Origin of the sequence: Gaetbulibacter aquiaggeris (genome assembly GCF_044003965.1) — a bacterium.
Classification (GTDB): Bacteria; Bacteroidota; Bacteroidia; order Flavobacteriales; family Flavobacteriaceae; genus Yeosuana; species Yeosuana aquiaggeris.
This window is the reverse complement of sequence record NZ_JBAWKC010000003.1, coordinates 271,171-288,687: the sequence shown is the minus strand read 5'-3', so window position 1 is coordinate 288,687 and position 17,517 is coordinate 271,171. Positions and strand designations below refer to the sequence as shown.

Below are 17,517 nucleotides of genomic sequence, written 5' to 3'. Positions count from 1 at the left end.
TCAATAAAATTTGAATAAAAAATTATTTTATTAACAATTGTTCAAACATCCAAAAATATTCGTATTGTGAGAACCATAAAGTTTACCTAAATTTGCCGAAAGTGAAAGCACAATAAAATGCAACCAATCCCTGATTTAAAAAATAACATGTCTTTTGATGACTTTAAAACAGAAGTTTTAAATGATTATAAAATTGCAATCACCAGTCGGGAATGTAGTTTATTAGGCCGACGTGAAGTTTTAACAGGTAAAGCAAAATTCGGAATTTTTGGAGACGGTAAAGAGGTCCCGCAATTAGCCATGGCTAAAGCCTTTAGAAAGGGTGATTTTCGTTCTGGGTACTATCGTGATCAAACTTTTATGATGGCTTTAGGCGAGTTAAGTATAGAGCAATTTTTCGCTGGATTATATGCCAATACGGATTTAGAAAAGGAGCCTATGTCAGCTGGAAGACAAATGGGTGGGCATTTCACAACCCATAGTTTGGATGAAAAGGGTCATTGGAAAGATTTAACAAAACAATATAATTCAAGTGCTGACATCTCTCCTACTGCAGGACAAATGCCTCGCTTACTAGGTTTAGCTCAAGCATCAAAAATTTACAGGAATGTAAAAGGTATTGATTCCACAAATTTTTCTAACAATGGTAATGAGGTCGCTTGGGGGACTATTGGAAATGCCAGTACAAGTGAAGGGTTGTTTTTTGAAACTATCAATGCAGGTGGCGTTTTACAGGTTCCAATGGTAATAAGTGTTTGGGATGATGAATATGGCATTTCAGTGCATGCAAGACACCAAACTTCAAAAGAAAATATATCAGAAATTTTAAAAGGTTTTCAACGTAATCAAGAAGAAAAGGGTTATGAAATTCTAAGAATTAAAGGCTGGGATTACGCTAATTTGGTTGAAACTTATCAAGAAGCCGCTTCTATTGCTCGTGAAGAACATGTGCCTGTATTGATTCATGTAACAGAATTAACGCAACCTCAAGGTCATTCAACTTCTGGATCTCACGAACGCTATAAAGATAAAAACCGATTAAATTGGGAAATAGAGCGTGATTGCAATTCTAAAATGCGCTCTTGGATGATTGAAACCGGTATTGCAACAAATGAGATGCTAACCGAAATAGAACGTGTAATAAAACGGGAGGTTAGAGATGGTAAAAAAAGAGCCTGGGATGCTTTTCTTGATCCAATTTTAAAAGAAAGGGAAGAATTATCAATTATATTATCTCGATTAGCAAAAACAAGTAACAGTTCTGAATTTATTTTAAAAGCAAAGAGCAGTTTACTTTCACTCGAGGAACCCACACGAAAAGATATTTTATCGACAGCCAGAAACATTTCACACCATATTGTTTCTGATAATTCGATTGAAAAACAAAACCTAAACCATTGGATCATTAAAAAATTTAATGAAGCTCAACTTAGCTTCAGTTCTCATTTATATTCTGAATCTGATAAATCAGTAGTTCGTATCGATGAGGTACATGCACATTATGATAATGATGCCGCACAAGTGGATGGTAGAATTATTATACGGGATAATTTTGATTATATTTTCAACAAGCATCCAGATGTTTTAATTTTTGGAGAAGATACCGGGTATATTGGAGATGTAAATCAAGGCTTAGAGGGCTTACAAGAAAAATACGGGGAACTCAGAGTTTCAGATACTGGTATTAGAGAAGCCACAATTTTAGGACAAGGCATTGGAATGGCCATGCGCGGTTTAAGGCCCATTGCAGAAATTCAATATTTAGACTATCTCATGTATGCCTTGCAAATAATCAGTGATGATTTAGCTACTTTGCATTACAGAACCAAAGGTCGCCAAAAAGCACCCTTAATTATTAGAACTCGCGGACATAGGTTAGAAGGAATTTGGCATTCAGGTTCTCAATTAGGGGGTATTTTAAATTTAGTGAGAGGTATTCATGTTCTGGTTCCGAGAAATATGACCAAAGCCGCTGGATTTTACAATACTCTTTTAGAAGGAGATGAACCTGCATTAGTAATTGAGTGCCTAAACGGATACAGGTTAAAAGAAAAATTACCAAATAATATTGGACAATTCAAAACACCTATAGGTGTTGTAGAAACAGTAAAGCATGGAAACGATATAACCTTGGTTTCGTATGGTTCTACTATACGTATTGTTGAACAAGCAGCCAAAGAATTACAATCAGTAGATATTGAAGTTGAAATTATAGATGTACAATCTTTACTTCCTTTTGACATTAATCATGATATAGCTAAAAGTATAGCCAAGACCAATCGTGTTATGATTATTGATGAAGATGTCCCGGGTGGAGCTTCGGCCTATATTTTAAATGAAATTTTGAATACGCAAAATGCATATCAGTATCTAGACAGTCAACCTAAAACATTAACTGCTAAAGCCCATAGACCAGCTTATGGCACTGACGGCGACTATTTTTCAAAGCCATCTGTTGAAGATGTTTTTGAAGCAGTTTATAATGTCATGCATGAAACGAATCCTTCTGATTTTCCTAAATTGAGATAATTATATTTTGAAAGCTGTTCCGGTAGTCACAATAAAAAAAGAGTTGAAAGAACTATCTAACGAAGAGCTCACAGAACTTTGCCTTAGGTTATCAAAATTTAAAAAAGAAAACAAGGAACTTCTCACTTATTTGCTATTTGAATCTCAAAACGAAGAGGACTATATCCAAAGTATAAAGAATTTTGTTGATGAACAATTTGAAATAATTAATAGAGACAGTTATTTCTACATAAAAAAGAGTGTTCGTAAAATATTAAGACTGATTAAAAAATTTGCCAGATACTCTTTAAAAAAAGAAACAGAAGTTGAATTGCTTTTGTATTTCTGCCAAAAACTCAAAGAATTTAGTCCTTCAATAAAAAACAATGTGACACTTACCAATATTTATGAAAGACAATTACTTCTTGCTAAAAAAATTGTTTCCACATTACATGAAGATTTACAATATGATTATAATGCAGTCATTGAGGAATTAGATTAAATAAATTAAGCCAAACATCTTACTTTTCTAACTTATCAAACTTAATATGTAACTTTGCGATCTATATTTCAAGTTTCAAATAAAAGAATGATAAATATTCACGAAAAGACCTTACAAGACTTAGAATTTCATACGGTTTTAGAGCAAGTTAGTGAACATTGCATTACGGCTTTAGGAAATGAAAAAGCAATGCAAATTACTCCTTTTAAAACAAAGGAAGAACTCTTGGTTGCTTTACAATTGACCAATGAATATCTATCATCTTTTCACAATAATAACAGAATACCTAATCATGGTTTTGATGCAATAACAAAAGAACTTCAATTATTGCGTATTGAAAATACCTATCTTGAAGTTCACAGCTTAAGAAAAATTGTTTCTATTTCACTAACCACCAATGACATAGTTTCATTTATAATAAAATTTACAGAATATTATCCGGTTTTAAATGAATTCGCCTCAAATATTCAAGTTAATAAAGCAATCATTGAAAAAGTAGACACCATTGTTGATCGATTTGGTGATATCAAAGACAATGCTTCCTCATTATTATACGATTTAAGGCAATCAATTAATAAAATAAAAGGTAAAATCAATCAGAGTTTTGCAACCGCCCTGCACAGTTACCATCAATTGGACTATTTAGACGATATTAGAGAGTCTGTTGTAGATAATAAGCGTGTTCTAGCAGTAAAAGCAATGTACAGACGTAAAGTTCAGGGCTCTATAATGGGTGGCAGTAAAACCGGTAGCATCGTTTATATAGAACCAGAAACTACATTACAGTTCACTCGCGAGCTCAATAATTTAGAATATGAAGAAAAAGAAGAAGTCGTTCGTATTTTAAAAGAAGTCACTAATTACATACGTCCGTTTTCAAAATTATTGGAGGATTCTCAAACCTTTTTGATCGCATTGGATGTCATAGCTGCCAAGGCTAAATATGCCAAATCCATGAATGCCATTTTACCTGAAATTTCTGAAGACAGAAGTATGGTTTTAAGGGATGCCTATCATCCACTGTTATATTTAAGTAATCAAAAAAACAAAAAAACAACCTTTCCTCAAACTATTGATTTTCAACAAGAAAAGCGCGTCATAGTCATTTCAGGACCCAACGCAGGAGGAAAAAGTATCACTCTTAAAACTATTGGACTGTTACAAGTAATGATTCAAAGTGGCTTACTAATTCCTGTTCATGAACGTAGTAAGGTTTTTGTTTTTGACAGGATTTTAAGCGATATAGGAGATAATCAATCTATTGAAAACCATTTGAGCACCTATAGTTATAGACTCAAACAAATGAATTACTTTCTAAAGAAATGCAATAAAAACACCTTGTTTTTAATTGATGAATTTGGAACTGGAAGTGATCCGGAATTAGGAGGCGCTTTAGCGGAAACCTTTTTAGAAGAATTTTATCATAGAGAAGCTTTTGGCATCATTACCACGCACTACTCCAACTTAAAAATATTGGCAAATGAATTACCGCATATGGTTAATGCCAATATGCTATTTGATGAGAAAACCTTAGATCCGTTATTTAAATTAGTGGTAGGACAAGCAGGGAGTTCCTTTACGTTTGAAGTAGCGCAAAAAAATGGCATTCCTTATAGTTTAATAAATAGGGCTAAAAAGAAAATTGAGCGTAGCAAAGTTCGTTTTGATGCTACCATAGCAAAACTTCAAAAAGAACGCTCAAAGTTGGAGAAAACAGGAGAGTCTTTGAAGCTAAATGAAAAAAAGAAGCTCCAAGAAGCCGATAAATTGGAAGAAATTAATGCGAAAATTCAAAAGAAATTAGAAAGTTATCAAGAATTATACGACTCCAATCAGCGCCTGATTTATTTAGGTCAGAAAGTTAACGACATCGCTGAAAAGTTTTTTGAAAATAAACAAAAAAGAGAGTTAATGTCTGAGTTTTTCAAGATTGTACAGATTGAAAACTCAAAACGAAAAAAAGTGTCTACCAAACAAAAAAAGGACATAAAGGTAAAAGAAGAAAAAGTAAAACAAGAAGCCGAAAAGACAGTAGAAGTTATTCGTCAAAAGAAAAAAGCTGCTAAAATAAAAGCTATTGAAACTCCAAAACCTAAACCTAATTTAAAAATTGGAGATCGAGTCAGAATGCATGATGGAAGAGCGATAGGAAGTATAGATAAAATTGAAAAAAATAAAGCTGTTGTCAATTATGGTATTTTTACCACAAATATAAATATAGACCTTTTGGAACTTGTAGAATCTAAAAAATGATTAATATTCCTGAACAAAAACAACTTGTGTTGTTTGATGGCATTTGCAATTTGTGTAATTGGAGTGTTGAGTATATTATCAAACATGACAAAAAAAACAAATTTTGTTTCGCAGCACTACAAAGTAGCATAGGCGAAAAAATTATTAAAGAATATAATATTAATACAACAAAAATAGATTCTATCCTGCTCTACTCTGAAGAAAAGGATATTTCTTATAAATCAACAGCCGCTTTAAAGATTGCGACAAAACTAGGTTTTCCAATAAATTTAATGTCTATATTTTTGATTATTCCAGCTTTTATCAGAAACTGGGTGTATGACTATATTGCAAAAAACAGATATAAATGGTATGGCAAAAAGGAATCATGTATGATACCGTCGCCTGAATTAAAAAGTAAATTTTTAGATTAATTATTCAGGAACTAGACTACCCCATTCGGTCCAGGATCCATCATAAACAGAGATGTTTTTATATCCACTTAATTCTGCACCTAAAGCCAATACACAAGCGGTAATTCCAGAACCACATGAGAAAATGATGGCTTCCTCTTTATTTGCTAAAGACTTAAATTTGGTTTCAATCAGATCTTTAGATATTAATTGGTAGTCTTCTAATAAATCTTCAAAAGGTAAATTTAAAGAATTTGGTATAGTACCACTTCTTAAACCTATTCTTGGTTCAGGCTCCAAGCTTTTAAATCTAGCTTCAGAACGTGCATCAATAATTTTATGTGATTTCTGAGATGAAGCTTGTTTAACGTCATCAAAAAACTTCATATATTCAGGATTATACTGTGCAATAAAATTACCTTGAGTTAATTTGTATTCCCTTTTAAATTCAGATCCAAAACCAGCGTCTATCCATTTAGGCAATCCTCCGTTTAAAACGGCCACATTATTATGCCCCATGGCTTTAAAGATCCACCAGGCTCTGGCACTAGAATAAATGCCTTTATCATCATAAATAACAATAGCGCTATCTGAATTAACACCTAAATTTTGAGCTTCTAATGTAAATTGCTTTTCTGATGGAAAAGTAGTTGGAAATGGTGCTGAAACATCACTAAAAGCTTCCTTTAAGTCAAAGAAAAGCGATTTAGGAATTTGTAATTCAGATTTTAAGTCATTATCGCCTCCGCCTACTTTATTAATACTGGCATCTAGGATAATTAAATTTTCAGCATCTAAATTAGAATGAAGCCATTCAACTGATACAATGGGTTCGGAAAATACAATAATTGCCATAATTAAGAATCTAAATCAAAAGTCTCTGTCGGATCCTTTTCACCCTGATAATCTAACATATCTTCACCATTCGCAATAATACTGCATACCGTAGCATCTCCTGTAACATTTACCACAGTTCTGAACATGTCTAAAATTCTATCAACAGGAAAAATAATAGCAATCCAAGCCGGGTTTAGGCCAACAGAATCAAGTACGATGATAAGCATTACTAATCCTGCACTTGGAACGGCTGCTGAGCCAATAGATGCTAAAGTGGTTGTTAAAACAATGGTCAATTGCTGTCCAAAAGTTAAATCAATCATGTGAAGTTGTGCCAAAAATATAACAGCAACCGCTTGATATAAACTCGTGCCATCCATATTTACAGTGGCACCTATTGGCAATACAAAACTGCTTACCTTTTTATCAACTCCAAGATTTTGTTCAACGCATTCCATAGTTACAGGTAAAGTGGCTGCACTACTTGAAGTTGAGAATGCCAATGTTTGAGCCGGCCCCATAGCTTTGAAAAAACCTGTGTAAGGGATCTTCCTAACAAATGTTTTTAAAATTGATGGGTACACGATAAAAATCATTAACAAAAGACCAATTAAAACTGTTAAAGAATACCAGCTCAATCCTTTAAAGATTTCAACAACTTTACCAATGTCATCACCGGCCATTTTACTCACGACGCCTGCTAACAAAGCAAAAACAAAAAACGGTGCGGCTTGCATGACCAAATCAACCATTTTTAAAAATACCTCATTAATCCCATCTACTAAAGTTAAAACAGGTTGTGATTTTTCGTTGGGGATAAATAGCAAACAAACACCAAAAAATATGGCAAAAAAGATGATTTGCAACATTAAACCATTATTTGACAAGGAATAAAAAAAGTTGTCAGGTACTATATCGACTAAAGGTTGTAATGGCGTTGTTTCTTTTCTTTGTGTTGCTTTTTCTAATTTATCAGAAACTGAAGCCTCCTTGATTTCTGAATGAGATAATTCAGAAATTACTTTTGCACGTTCAAAAAACTTAGGATCTTGAAGATAGTTAATACCATCTTTTATCTGATACCCTTGTGAAGAAGCCCATATTTCATAATTAATTCTGTTGTCAATTCTACTCTGTTCATCAATTAACTTTCCTGGTTTTATGGTATTTACAAGTAATAATCCTAGCGAAATAGCCAGAACCGTTGTAATTAAATAAATAAGAAGGGTCTTTCCTCCCATTCTACCCAAACTAGCCGGATCACCAATATTGGCCACACCACTAATAATGGAAAATAAGACCAAAGGAACCGCTATTAATTTTAAAAGATTTATAAATATGGTACCAAAAGGATCAATCCAATCAATAGTAAACGCACTCCATCCAAGAGAACTTGATAATAGCGCCCAAATGATCCCCAGAACCATTCCTATTAGAATTTTCCAATGTAGTGCGAGCTTTTTCATATATGTATTTCTTTAATTTAAAAAATGTAAAATCCGTTTATTAGCCCTGATTGAAGCGTTATCCTTTTGTGATAACAAAAGATTAAGCTGAAAGCAGGAAATAGCTACAAATGAGCGACTTTATTTTGCAACCAGAAATCTGCAATAACAAGCGCTGCCATGGCTTCAACTATAGGCACTGCTCTAGGTACTACACAAGGATCATGACGCCCTTTACCTTGCATTTCAACTGAATTACCTTCCTTATCTATAGTTTCGTATTTCTGAATCAGTGTGGCCACAGGTTTAAAGGCTACATTAAAATAGATATCCATTCCATTACTGATGCCCCCTTGGATGCCTCCCGAGAAGTTAGTTTTCGTGGTGCCGTCATTATTAAAAGCATCGTTATGCTGACTTCCAAACATAGTACTTCCTTCAAAGCCACTACCGTATTCAAAGCCTTTAACGGCATTGATAGACAACATGGCCTTCCCTAATTCAGCATGCAATTTATCAAATACTGGTTCGCCTAAACCTACAGGTACATTCTTAATAACACAACTTACAATACCGCCAACCGTATCACCTTTTCCGCGTACTTGTTTAATATAAGTTTCCATTTTGGCAGCCATATCAGCATCAGGACATCTCACAATATTGGATTCAATTTGAGTCAAATCTAATTCAGTATAAGGCTTGCTTATTTTTAAGGTCCCCACACCAGAAACATAGGCTATAATTTCAACCCCTTTGATCATTTGTTTAGCAATGGCTCCAGCAACTACGCGACATGCCGTTTCTCTGGCAGAACTGCGGCCACCACCTCTATAGTCTCTAAACCCGTATTTTTTATCATAAACATAGTCTGCATGACTTGGTCTATAACTATCTTTTATATGCGTGTAATCATGAGATTTTTGATTGGTGTTTTCAATCACAAACCCAATAGACATACCTGTGGTTTTACCTTCAAAAATACCAGAATAAAACTTCACTGTATCCGGTTCCTTACGTTGGGTCACAATGGAAGATTGTCCAGGTTTTCGTCTATCCAGTTCTTGTTGAATTGCCTCTAAATCTAATTCAATTCCAGCCGGACAACCATCAATAACACCTCCTAAAGCAGGCCCGTGTGATTCTCCGTAAGAAGTTAAAGTAAATAGTTTTCCAAAGGAATTTCCTGCCATAAATAATATTTTGATGCTAATGTAATTTTATTCTTAGAGAAACAAAAATTGAAACCCTTTAAATCATAAAAAAAATTACACTAAAGCTTGTCGTAAAATAGTTATTGGATGCCTTGCTTCTCGCTGGGTACCATCTTTTATTTGGTGCCTGCAACTCGTTCCATTAGCGGCTATAATTGTATCTTCCGCAGCATTTCTAATGGCTGGAAATAAGGTTTGTTCACCAATGGTCATACTAACCTCATAGTGTTCTTTTTCATAACCAAAACTTCCTGCCATTCCACAACAACCACTTGGAATAATAGTTACCTTATAATTTTTAGGTAAATTTAAAACTGAAAAACTTGAAGATTGATTTGATAAGGCCTTTTGGTGACAATGCCCATGAAATTTTATTTCTTTTGCTTCTAAAGTGAACTGCTCTGCTTTAATATTGCCAATTTCAATTTCATTCTGAAAAAATTCTTCAATCAAATAAGTGTGTTTTGAAATATTTTCTGCAGATGTTTTATCATCAGCCAATTTTAAATACTCATCTTTAAAAGTTAAAATAGCGGAAGGTTCAATCCCAATTAAAGGGCTGTCTTTTGAAATTATATTTTTGAAACTATTGACGTTTATATTTGCTACGTCTTTAGCCTGTTTTAATAAACCTTTAGACAAAAACGCACGGCCTGATTCAGCATGGTCTACAAGTTTTACTTCATAATTTAGTTTAGTCAATAAGGCTATGGCATCTAAACCAATTTGAGTATCCAAGAAATTTGTAAACTCGTCATTAAATAGATAAACAGATTTTATATAATTAATTTTATCTATTTGTTTTTCAATATTTTGAAATATATTACTTAAACTTTTATTTGAAACCAATGGAAGACTCCTTTGTTGTGCTACTCCAACATATTTTTTTAATATTGAAGAAATAAATTTATTAGAAAACATGAAATTAGTGAAGCTAGGAAAACGACTTCCATACTCATTGAATGTGTTGTTATAAGCAAATAATTTTGTTCTGAAAGGAATCCCGTTTGCTTTTTGGTATTGATATTGAAACTCAGCTTTTAAACTAGCCACATCCACACTACTTGGGCATTCACTGGCACATGCTTTACAACTTAAACACAAATCAAAAACCTCTTTTAATTCATGATGATCAAATCTATTGGGCTTATTTGAATGCGTTAAAAACTCACGTAAGGCATTTGCACGAGCACGGGTAGTATCTTTTTCATTTCTCGTCGCCCGGTAACTTGGACACATCGTCCCGCCAAATTCAGGTAATTTTCTGCAATCACCAGAACCATTACATTTTTCAGTTTCCCTAAGAATTCCTAAGGAAGACGAAAAATCTAATAAAGTATCAATCACCGGTTCTTCTCTATCAGGTTCATATCTCAAGGACTTGTCCATAGGGAAAGGATCCACAATTTTACCTGGATTAAAAATATTATAAGGATCGAATGTTGTTTTTATTCGCTTTAAAATGTTGTAATTAGATTCTCCAATCATAAATGAAATAAACTCAGCTCTCACAATTCCGTCACCATGCTCACCACTCATTGAACCCTTATATTTTTTTACTAAATGAGCGACATCTGTTGTGATTTTTCTAAACAGCACTACATCTTCAGACATTTTTAAGTTAAGCATGGGACGTAAATGCAATTCACCAGCACCGGCATGTGCATAATAAATGGCTTCCTGATTATACCCTTTCATTAAAGCTGTAAATTCTTTAATATAATTAGCTAAATCTGGCAAAGCAACCGCAGTATCCTCAATGCAAGCTGCTGATTTTTTATCTCCTACTATATTTCCCAGAAGTCCCAAGCCAGCGCTGCGTAATTGTGTGGCCCTTTCAATTTCGTTTCCTACTAGTTTTGGATAGGCATAACTCAATTTTGTTTTGATTAAATCATTTATTAAAGCATCTGCTTTTAAATTGGCTTCTGAAATCGTATCTGCTTTCACTTCGCACATTAAAATAGCTTTTGGGTCCCCTTCGATAAATTTGCGATTTTCTTGTTGTGTTTTATTATGTCTGGTACAATCCAAAATGGTCTTATCCATCATTTCACAAGTAAACAAATCATGCTCCATAAGCTTTTCAATAGCATTTAAGCAGTTTTCTATACTACTAAAATGCGCCAATACCAAAACCGATTCCTTCGTTAAAACTTTGTCTAGTTTTAACTTTATTTGTGTCGTAAATGCTAAGGTCCCTTCACTACCCGTTAGCAACTCACACATGTTAAAAGGAATATCACTAGCAGAAAACACTTCTGAATGGATTAATTCATCTATAGCATAACCCGTATTTCTTCTGTGAATTTCAGGTTTAGGAAAGTTGTCAACGATATTTTTTTGTACAGATTCCGACAATAGTTCGGAATAAATACTTTTATAAATTTTTCCTTCTAAAGAATCTTTTTTTAATTTTTTATGAAATTCATCCTTTGACAAATCATTAAATATGACTTCACTACCATCACTTAAAATAGTATGAAGTTCAACAACCTTATCTCTTGTAACACCATATTTTATTGAGGTTGTTCCCGAAGAATTATTGCCAACCATACCTCCTATCATACATCTGTTTGATGTAGACGTATTGGGGCCAAAAAACAATCCGAATGGTTTTAAATAGTTATTTAATGCGTCACGTACAACCCCAGGTTGCACAGTGACGGTTTGCGCCTTCTCATTAACATCTAAAATTCGTGTAAAATATTTAGAAACATCCACTACTATACCTGTTCCAACACATTGTCCAGCCAGTGAAGTCCCGGCCGTTCTCGGAATTAAAAAGGTTTTATGTTTTCTAGCAAAAGCAATTAATTTTTTAATATCTTCTTTATCCTTAGGGTAGGCAACTGCTAAAGGCAACATTCTATAAACAGAGGCATCTGTTGCATATAATGATTTCATCAACTCATCATAAAACAATTCACCAACAAGTGATTTTTGTAGTTCCTGTAAATGAGGAGTTAAGACCATAATTTTCATAACTATGTTTATAAATCTAATAGAAAGCTAAATATAATTACAATTTTGTCGTTATTTTTGTAAATATAAAAAGAATTTTAAATGAACTTTTTTATCAAATTGTTCGTATATCAAAAAACTAATATTTATAACTTATGAAAAAATTATTATTAATAGCCTTAATTTTTATTGGCTTTACCACTTTATCAAATGCTCAAACGATTTCTGAAAACGCTATAGGATTACGTTTAGGAGATAGTGATGGTATGGGCGCTGAAATTTCTTATCAACGTGCTTTAGGCGAAAACAACCGTTTAGAATTAGATTTAGGCTGGAGGAATAGCAACAACTATGACGCTTTTAAACTGACAGGCTTGTATCAATGGATGTTTCTATTAGATGGATCATTTAACTGGTATGTTGGCGTTGGTGGTGGCGTAGCCTCTTTTGATGGTAAAAACAATTTAAATAATGATCAAAGTCAAACAACTATTTTTGCAGCTGGAGATATAGGTATTGAGTATAACTTTGACATACCATTACAACTTTCATTGGATTTCAGGCCTGAATTTGGTAATAATGACTTTACAGACAACACTGTTTTTGATATTGCATTAGGTATTCGGTATCAATTTTAGAACTAAAATTACATAAACAAAAAAGCACCTAATAGGTGCTTTTTTGTTTAATCAAGAATCATTATAATATTATAATAATTAGCAAAATTATGATGATAGCACCCGCTGATATATATAACCCGCCACCATTCGATCTTATTTCCTTTTTAATTTCTCGAAGTTCAATTCGAAGTACTTTACGTTCAGAAGAATCTAAATTGGTTTTATCCATTGATTTTATTTCATCCAAACGATTTAGCAAAGGTTTTATTTCCGCAGGAATTTCTGTATTTGGTGTTTCAATTGGAACTGGATTTTTTTCAGACGCCATAACTTTACTAGGAAACACACTTAATAATATTGCTATTATTAAATAAAAGACTGTTTTTTTCATGTTGTTTTTATTTAAATTATTAGTTAATAACTAATTCTAAATTTACAACACAATAAAGCACAGTTAATTACATGTTTTTAATTATAACTTATATAATTAACATCTAAAAAAAAAAGGCAATATAAATTCAAATAAAAAATTATAGTACTAAACATTTAGACAATGTATCAATATAAATAGCTTCATATTGTGGTACAATTTTATGTAGATCAAATTTTAAGGCTTCTTTGCGCGCATTCGCTTTAAAAGTTTCAAGACGCTTTTTATCTTTTAATATATAAAGGGCATTTTTGGTCATATCATCCACATCACCCACATTACTTAAAAAACCAGATACGCCATGAATATTAACTTCTGGAATACCACCAGTATTACTTGAAATAACGGCTACACTCGAAGCCATGGCTTCTAAAGCAGCTAATCCAAAACTTTCTGTTTCTGAGGGTAATAAAAATAAATCGCTAAAACATAATATCTTATCAATTTCATTACTTTTTCCAAAGAAAATAACCTTGTCTAAAATGCCTAATTTCAGACATTGAAGTTCTATCTTTTCACGCTCCGGACCTTCACCAACAAGCATTAATTTAGCAGGTATTTCTTTTTGAATATTATAAAAAACGGATATCACATCTTTTACTCGTTTTACTGGTCTGAGATTGCTGATATGTGTAATAATTCTTTCTTCATCTTTAGCCATCATAGCGCGTTGACAATCTTTGAAATTATTACTGTATTTATCCAAATCTATAAAGTTCGGAACAACGGATATCTCATTTTTAATATCAAATAACCTTAAAGTGTCATCTTTTAAACTTTGGGAAACCGCAGTAACTGCATCAGATTTATTGATGCTAAAAGCAACGGCAGGTTTATAAAATGGGTGGCTTCCTACAAGAGTAATGTCTGTTCCATGTAATGTAGTAACTATTGGCACAAAAATTCCTTCTTCCTGAAGCATTTTTTTAGCCATATAAGCAGCATATGCATGCGGTATGGCATAATGCACATGCAATATCTCAATTTTATGAAGCTTCACCATATCAACCAATTTGCTTGATAAGGCTAATTCATAAGGCTGGTAATGAAATAAAGGGTATTCGGGTACAGTAACTTCATGATAATGCACGTTATTACTTAATAATTCCAACCTTACGGGTTGATTATAAGTAATAAAATGAATTTCATGTCCACGTTTAGACAATTCTAAACCTAATTCTGTAGCTACAACACCGCTTCCACCAAAAGTTGGATAACAAACAATACCTATAATCATAATTTTTATTTTATGAATAAAATTTTTTAGATTTTAAACATTACACCTATTTAGTCTTCTATCGCTTCATATATTAAGCGTTGAATTTCTGTCCTTATATTTTCTTTCAATAGTAAATTTTGTCCTGCATTAGGATATGTTCTATTTGCTAAAAACACATATACAATTTCCTCTTCCGGATCCGCCCACGCATACGTACCTGTAAAACCGGAATGGCCAAAACTAGTCATAGACACACAACCACAAGTAGGACCTGCTTCTTCTAATTGGGGTTTATCAAAACCAATTCCTCTACGATTCTCTTTAGTACAAAAATAACAAGTATTAAACTTATCCATAGTCTCTGGCTTAAAATAACGTTTTCCACCATAAAATCCTTTTTGCAAATACATTTGCATAATTTTAGCTATATCATTAGCATTACTAAAAATGCCTGCATGACCTCCTACGCCATTTTGCATGGCTGCTCCCATATCATGAACATAACCATGAATTTCTTGGTATCTATAATAGTCATCAATTTCAGTTGGTACGATATCTTTTCCACTCATTTTATGATAAGGGTTATACATTGTTAAATTAGCTCCTAAAGATTCATAAAAATGATCTTGTACTAACTCATCTAATCCTTTGTCGTAATGTGTCTCTATATATTTCTTTAAAATGTAATAAGGCAGATCACTATACTTATAACGCAACCTAGGTAACAACTTACTTTCTTTAATAATAAGTTGCATGGTATCTTTATAATCTCTTCTCAAGTACAAATTATTATCTATCTCAATATTAAATTTATTACTTGGCACACTCCTATAATATTTTGCACTAGGCTTTTTAGTATCTGGGTCTAAAGTCGCAGTATAAAAAGGAACCCATGGTATCAATCTAGCATAATGTGATAACATTTCCTTGATTGTAATATTCTTTTTATTAGAGTTTTTATATTCCGGAAGTAACTTTGATAATCTATCATCTAAATTTACAATACCCTGTTCTTCTAATTCCATGAGTAAAGGTAAGGTCGCTAATATTTTTGTTAAAGAGGCTACATCATAAATATCATTTGACGTCACTAATTCATTTCCGTCATAGGTATGCTTTCCAAAATTTTTATTATAAATAACCTTTCCTTTACGCGCAATTAGTAATTGAATTCCTGGTGTCATTTTATTGTCAACAGCATATTGTGCCAACGAATCCACCTTTTCTAATTTCTTTGAACTCATCCCAACTCGTTCTGGAATGGTATAACTCAATCGCTCAAGAACATTGTTTTGAATTCCGGTTCCAACCTTAAAAAAATCACCCATTGAAACCGGTAAATTGCCTTTAGATGGTATGGCACCAAAAATTAATTGTGCCGATTTTTGTTGTGCAACTTCACTATTCTGATAACTGACTATAATACTTTCAATATTTTCAACAGTTTTTAAATCTGCAAGAACATATGGTTTTACAAAGACATCTAAAATCACCGAATGAGTTCTAGCTATTTCATATAACCAAACCAATTCCTGATCTGTAAATTCATAACTTTTCCAGGGGCTATCATTAGAACGATGAAAGCCTAAAATAACCGTATTATAAGATTGCAATTGTGTTAAAAGATCATCCAGTTTCTCAGCTTTCACTTCATGAACTTTGCCGTATTTTTTTAATTCTGTAAGAAATTCTGATCCATTATCATCACCCATTTTAACATAAGCTATTGTTTTGGTTTCCAATCTGCGAAGTGGGACTAAATCAGACTCGTTTTTTACAATTGTCAGAGCATTTTCAATAAGTTCTTCGTATAAACCGGCGTCTTTGATGCGGTTTAAATCTTCTGCCAAGTTTCTAATTTCAATTGGTTTATAATGATTTAATCCTACCTTATACTTTGCTTTTAAAATTTTCTTAACCGAATACTGTAAACGTTCCTCTGTTATTTTACCTTCATAATAAGCATCTGCAATTTTAGCAATTCCTGTTGGAGGGTCTTCAGAAATTAATAACATATCATTTCCAGCCAAAAACGCTGCTAAATCAATTTCTCCTGATTCATCAAAATCTGCAGCACCTTTCATATTGAGCGCATCGGAAATGATCAAACCATTAAATCCAAGTGAATTCCTTAAAATATCAGTCACAACATGATTTGATAATGACGATGGATATTTAGACCTTTTTTCTAAACTTGGAACATTTAAATGAGCCACCATAACGCTGGAAAGCCCTTCTTTAATTAATTTTTTATAAGGAAACATCTCTACTGAATCAATCCTTTTTTCATCAAAATCAATAGTAGGAAGTGTTTTGTGAGAGTCCTTTTCAGTATCGCCATGACCGGGAAAATGTTTGGCATTGGCTAAAATGCCGGCATCTTGCATACCTTTCATAAAAGCCGAAGCTTTATTGGTGACATTATCTCTGTCTTCTCCAAAAGAACGATTCCCAATTATGGGATTCTTAGGATTCGTGTTAATATCAACAACAGGCGCAAAATTCAAGTGAACTCCCAGACGTTTGCAATGCTCTCCTATTTGTCTTCCAGCCTGTTCAATTAACTTATTATCCTTAATAGCCCCAAGTGTCATATTCCATGGAAAGGCGAAAGTAGAATCTAAACGCATATTCAATCCCCATTCTGCATCCATGCTAATCAGCATGGGAACTTTAGAAAGTCCTTGTAGCTCATTATCTAATTTAGCCTGTCTTACTGGTCCGCCTTGAGAATAAATAACACCTCCTATTTGATAATCCTTTATTAACTGAATTTTTTCCTTTTTAGTAGCTTCATCTTGATTAGAAAATACTTGTATCGTATATAATTGGCCCACTTTTTCCTTTAAAGTAAGCGTATTATAAATACTATCGACCCATTTTTGTTGCTGCTCAGGATTTGAAGTTAATAAAGGGTCTATTGTATTTTGTGCAACGATGGCATTAAAAATAAAAAATATAGAAATGGTTAATTTAATTTGGCGCATAAATATGAATTAATGTCGATTTTTCAATCAATTATTACATAGACGAAAAACCATGCCAAAATAACACTTTTACTAGGAAGAATAAAAGACTTTTATGATAGATTTATAACAAGGTTGTAAACAACATTTATGGAGAAAAAACAATAATT

The 17,517-nt window shown here is 33.0% G+C and carries 12 protein-coding genes; 5 read left to right on the top strand and 7 right to left on the bottom strand.

The window, feature by feature from the left end:
• Positions 1 to 117: 117 nt before the first annotated feature.
• The 4 genes from V8G56_RS10520 to V8G56_RS10505 all read left to right on the top strand — a co-directional run bounded on the left by V8G56_RS10520 (position 118) and on the right by V8G56_RS10505 (position 5,676).
• Entirely contained in the window at positions 118 to 2,529 is a 2,412-nt protein-coding gene (locus V8G56_RS10520) for an alpha-ketoacid dehydrogenase subunit alpha/beta (protein WP_395438408.1), read from the top strand.
• A 7-nt stretch (positions 2,530 to 2,536) separates the two neighbouring features.
• Positions 2,537 to 3,010: a hypothetical protein gene (locus tag V8G56_RS10515; protein WP_395438407.1), complete on the top strand. Its 474-nt coding sequence runs from the start codon at positions 2,537 to 2,539 to the stop codon at positions 3,008 to 3,010.
• A gap of 87 nt (positions 3,011 to 3,097) precedes the next feature.
• On the top strand, positions 3,098 to 5,263 hold the full coding sequence (locus V8G56_RS10510) for an endonuclease MutS2 (protein ID WP_395438406.1): 2,166 nt from the start codon (positions 3,098 to 3,100) through the stop codon (positions 5,261 to 5,263).
• A complete protein-coding gene (locus V8G56_RS10505; RefSeq protein ID WP_395438405.1) occupies positions 5,260 to 5,676 on the top strand; it encodes a thiol-disulfide oxidoreductase DCC family protein in 417 nt (138 codons plus the stop codon). Before V8G56_RS10510 ends, V8G56_RS10505 begins: the two co-directional genes overlap by 4 nt.
• Here the strand turns inward: V8G56_RS10505 and V8G56_RS10500 are convergent, their stop codons facing one another.
• The 4 genes from V8G56_RS10500 to V8G56_RS10485 form a co-directional block, all read right to left on the bottom strand.
• Complete coding sequence (locus V8G56_RS10500) at positions 5,677 to 6,510, bottom strand: sulfurtransferase (protein ID WP_395438404.1); 834 nt, start codon at positions 6,508 to 6,510, stop codon at positions 5,677 to 5,679.
• Positions 6,511 to 6,512: 2 nt separating this feature from the next.
• On the bottom strand, positions 6,513 to 7,958 hold the full coding sequence (locus V8G56_RS10495) for a dicarboxylate/amino acid:cation symporter (protein ID WP_395438403.1): 1,446 nt from the start codon (positions 7,956 to 7,958) through the stop codon (positions 6,513 to 6,515).
• 104 nt (positions 7,959 to 8,062) lie between these two features.
• Positions 8,063 to 9,127, bottom strand: coding sequence for a chorismate synthase (aroC, locus tag V8G56_RS10490; protein ID WP_395438402.1), 1,065 nt, complete (start codon positions 9,125 to 9,127; stop codon positions 8,063 to 8,065).
• 75 nt (positions 9,128 to 9,202) lie between these two features.
• Entirely contained in the window at positions 9,203 to 12,133 is a 2,931-nt protein-coding gene (locus tag V8G56_RS10485) for an FAD-binding and (Fe-S)-binding domain-containing protein (RefSeq protein ID WP_395438401.1), read from the bottom strand.
• A gap of 134 nt (positions 12,134 to 12,267) precedes the next feature.
• On the opposite strand from V8G56_RS10485, the gene V8G56_RS10480 reads away from it, so the two are divergent.
• Entirely contained in the window at positions 12,268 to 12,750 is a 483-nt protein-coding gene (locus V8G56_RS10480; RefSeq protein WP_395438400.1) for a hypothetical protein, read from the top strand.
• Positions 12,751 to 12,811: 61 nt separating this feature from the next.
• Here V8G56_RS10480 and V8G56_RS10475 read toward each other — a convergent pair whose 3' ends face one another.
• The 3 genes from V8G56_RS10475 to V8G56_RS10465 all read right to left on the bottom strand — a co-directional run bounded on the left by V8G56_RS10475 (position 12,812) and on the right by V8G56_RS10465 (position 17,368).
• On the bottom strand, positions 12,812 to 13,123 hold the full coding sequence (locus V8G56_RS10475; RefSeq protein ID WP_395438399.1) for a hypothetical protein: 312 nt from the start codon (positions 13,121 to 13,123) through the stop codon (positions 12,812 to 12,814).
• Positions 13,124 to 13,262: 139 nt separating this feature from the next.
• On the bottom strand, positions 13,263 to 14,399 hold the full coding sequence (bshA, locus tag V8G56_RS10470) for an N-acetyl-alpha-D-glucosaminyl L-malate synthase BshA (protein ID WP_395438398.1): 1,137 nt from the start codon (positions 14,397 to 14,399) through the stop codon (positions 13,263 to 13,265).
• Positions 14,400 to 14,449: 50 nt separating this feature from the next.
• Positions 14,450 to 17,368, bottom strand: coding sequence for a glycoside hydrolase family 3 N-terminal domain-containing protein (locus tag V8G56_RS10465; protein WP_395438397.1), 2,919 nt, complete (start codon positions 17,366 to 17,368; stop codon positions 14,450 to 14,452).
• Positions 17,369 to 17,517: the final 149 nt, after the last annotated feature.

What these genes read in the sequence shown, in the direction of transcription:
- V8G56_RS10520 (WP_395438408.1), top strand. Translation starts at nt 118, where the DNA reads ATGCAACCAATCCCTGATTTAAAAAATAACATGTCTTTTGATGACTTT.
- V8G56_RS10510 (WP_395438406.1), top strand. Translation starts at nt 3,098, where the DNA reads ATGATAAATATTCACGAAAAGACCTTACAAGACTTAGAATTTCATACG.
- V8G56_RS10505 (WP_395438405.1), top strand. Translation starts at nt 5,260, where the DNA reads ATGATTAATATTCCTGAACAAAAACAACTTGTGTTGTTTGATGGCATT.
- V8G56_RS10500 (WP_395438404.1), bottom strand. Translation starts at nt 6,510, where the DNA reads ATGGCAATTATTGTATTTTCCGAACCCATTGTATCAGTTGAATGGCTT.
- V8G56_RS10495 (WP_395438403.1), bottom strand. Translation starts at nt 7,958, where the DNA reads ATGAAAAAGCTCGCACTACATTGGAAAATTCTAATAGGAATGGTTCTG.
- aroC (WP_395438402.1), bottom strand. Translation starts at nt 9,127, where the DNA reads ATGGCAGGAAATTCCTTTGGAAAACTATTTACTTTAACTTCTTACGGA.
- V8G56_RS10485 (WP_395438401.1), bottom strand. Translation starts at nt 12,133, where the DNA reads ATGAAAATTATGGTCTTAACTCCTCATTTACAGGAACTACAAAAATCA.
- V8G56_RS10480 (WP_395438400.1), top strand. Translation starts at nt 12,268, where the DNA reads ATGAAAAAATTATTATTAATAGCCTTAATTTTTATTGGCTTTACCACT.
- V8G56_RS10475 (WP_395438399.1), bottom strand. Translation starts at nt 13,123, where the DNA reads ATGAAAAAAACAGTCTTTTATTTAATAATAGCAATATTATTAAGTGTG.
- bshA (WP_395438398.1), bottom strand. Translation starts at nt 14,399, where the DNA reads ATGATTATAGGTATTGTTTGTTATCCAACTTTTGGTGGAAGCGGTGTT.
- V8G56_RS10465 (WP_395438397.1), bottom strand. Translation starts at nt 17,368, where the DNA reads ATGCGCCAAATTAAATTAACCATTTCTATATTTTTTATTTTTAATGCC.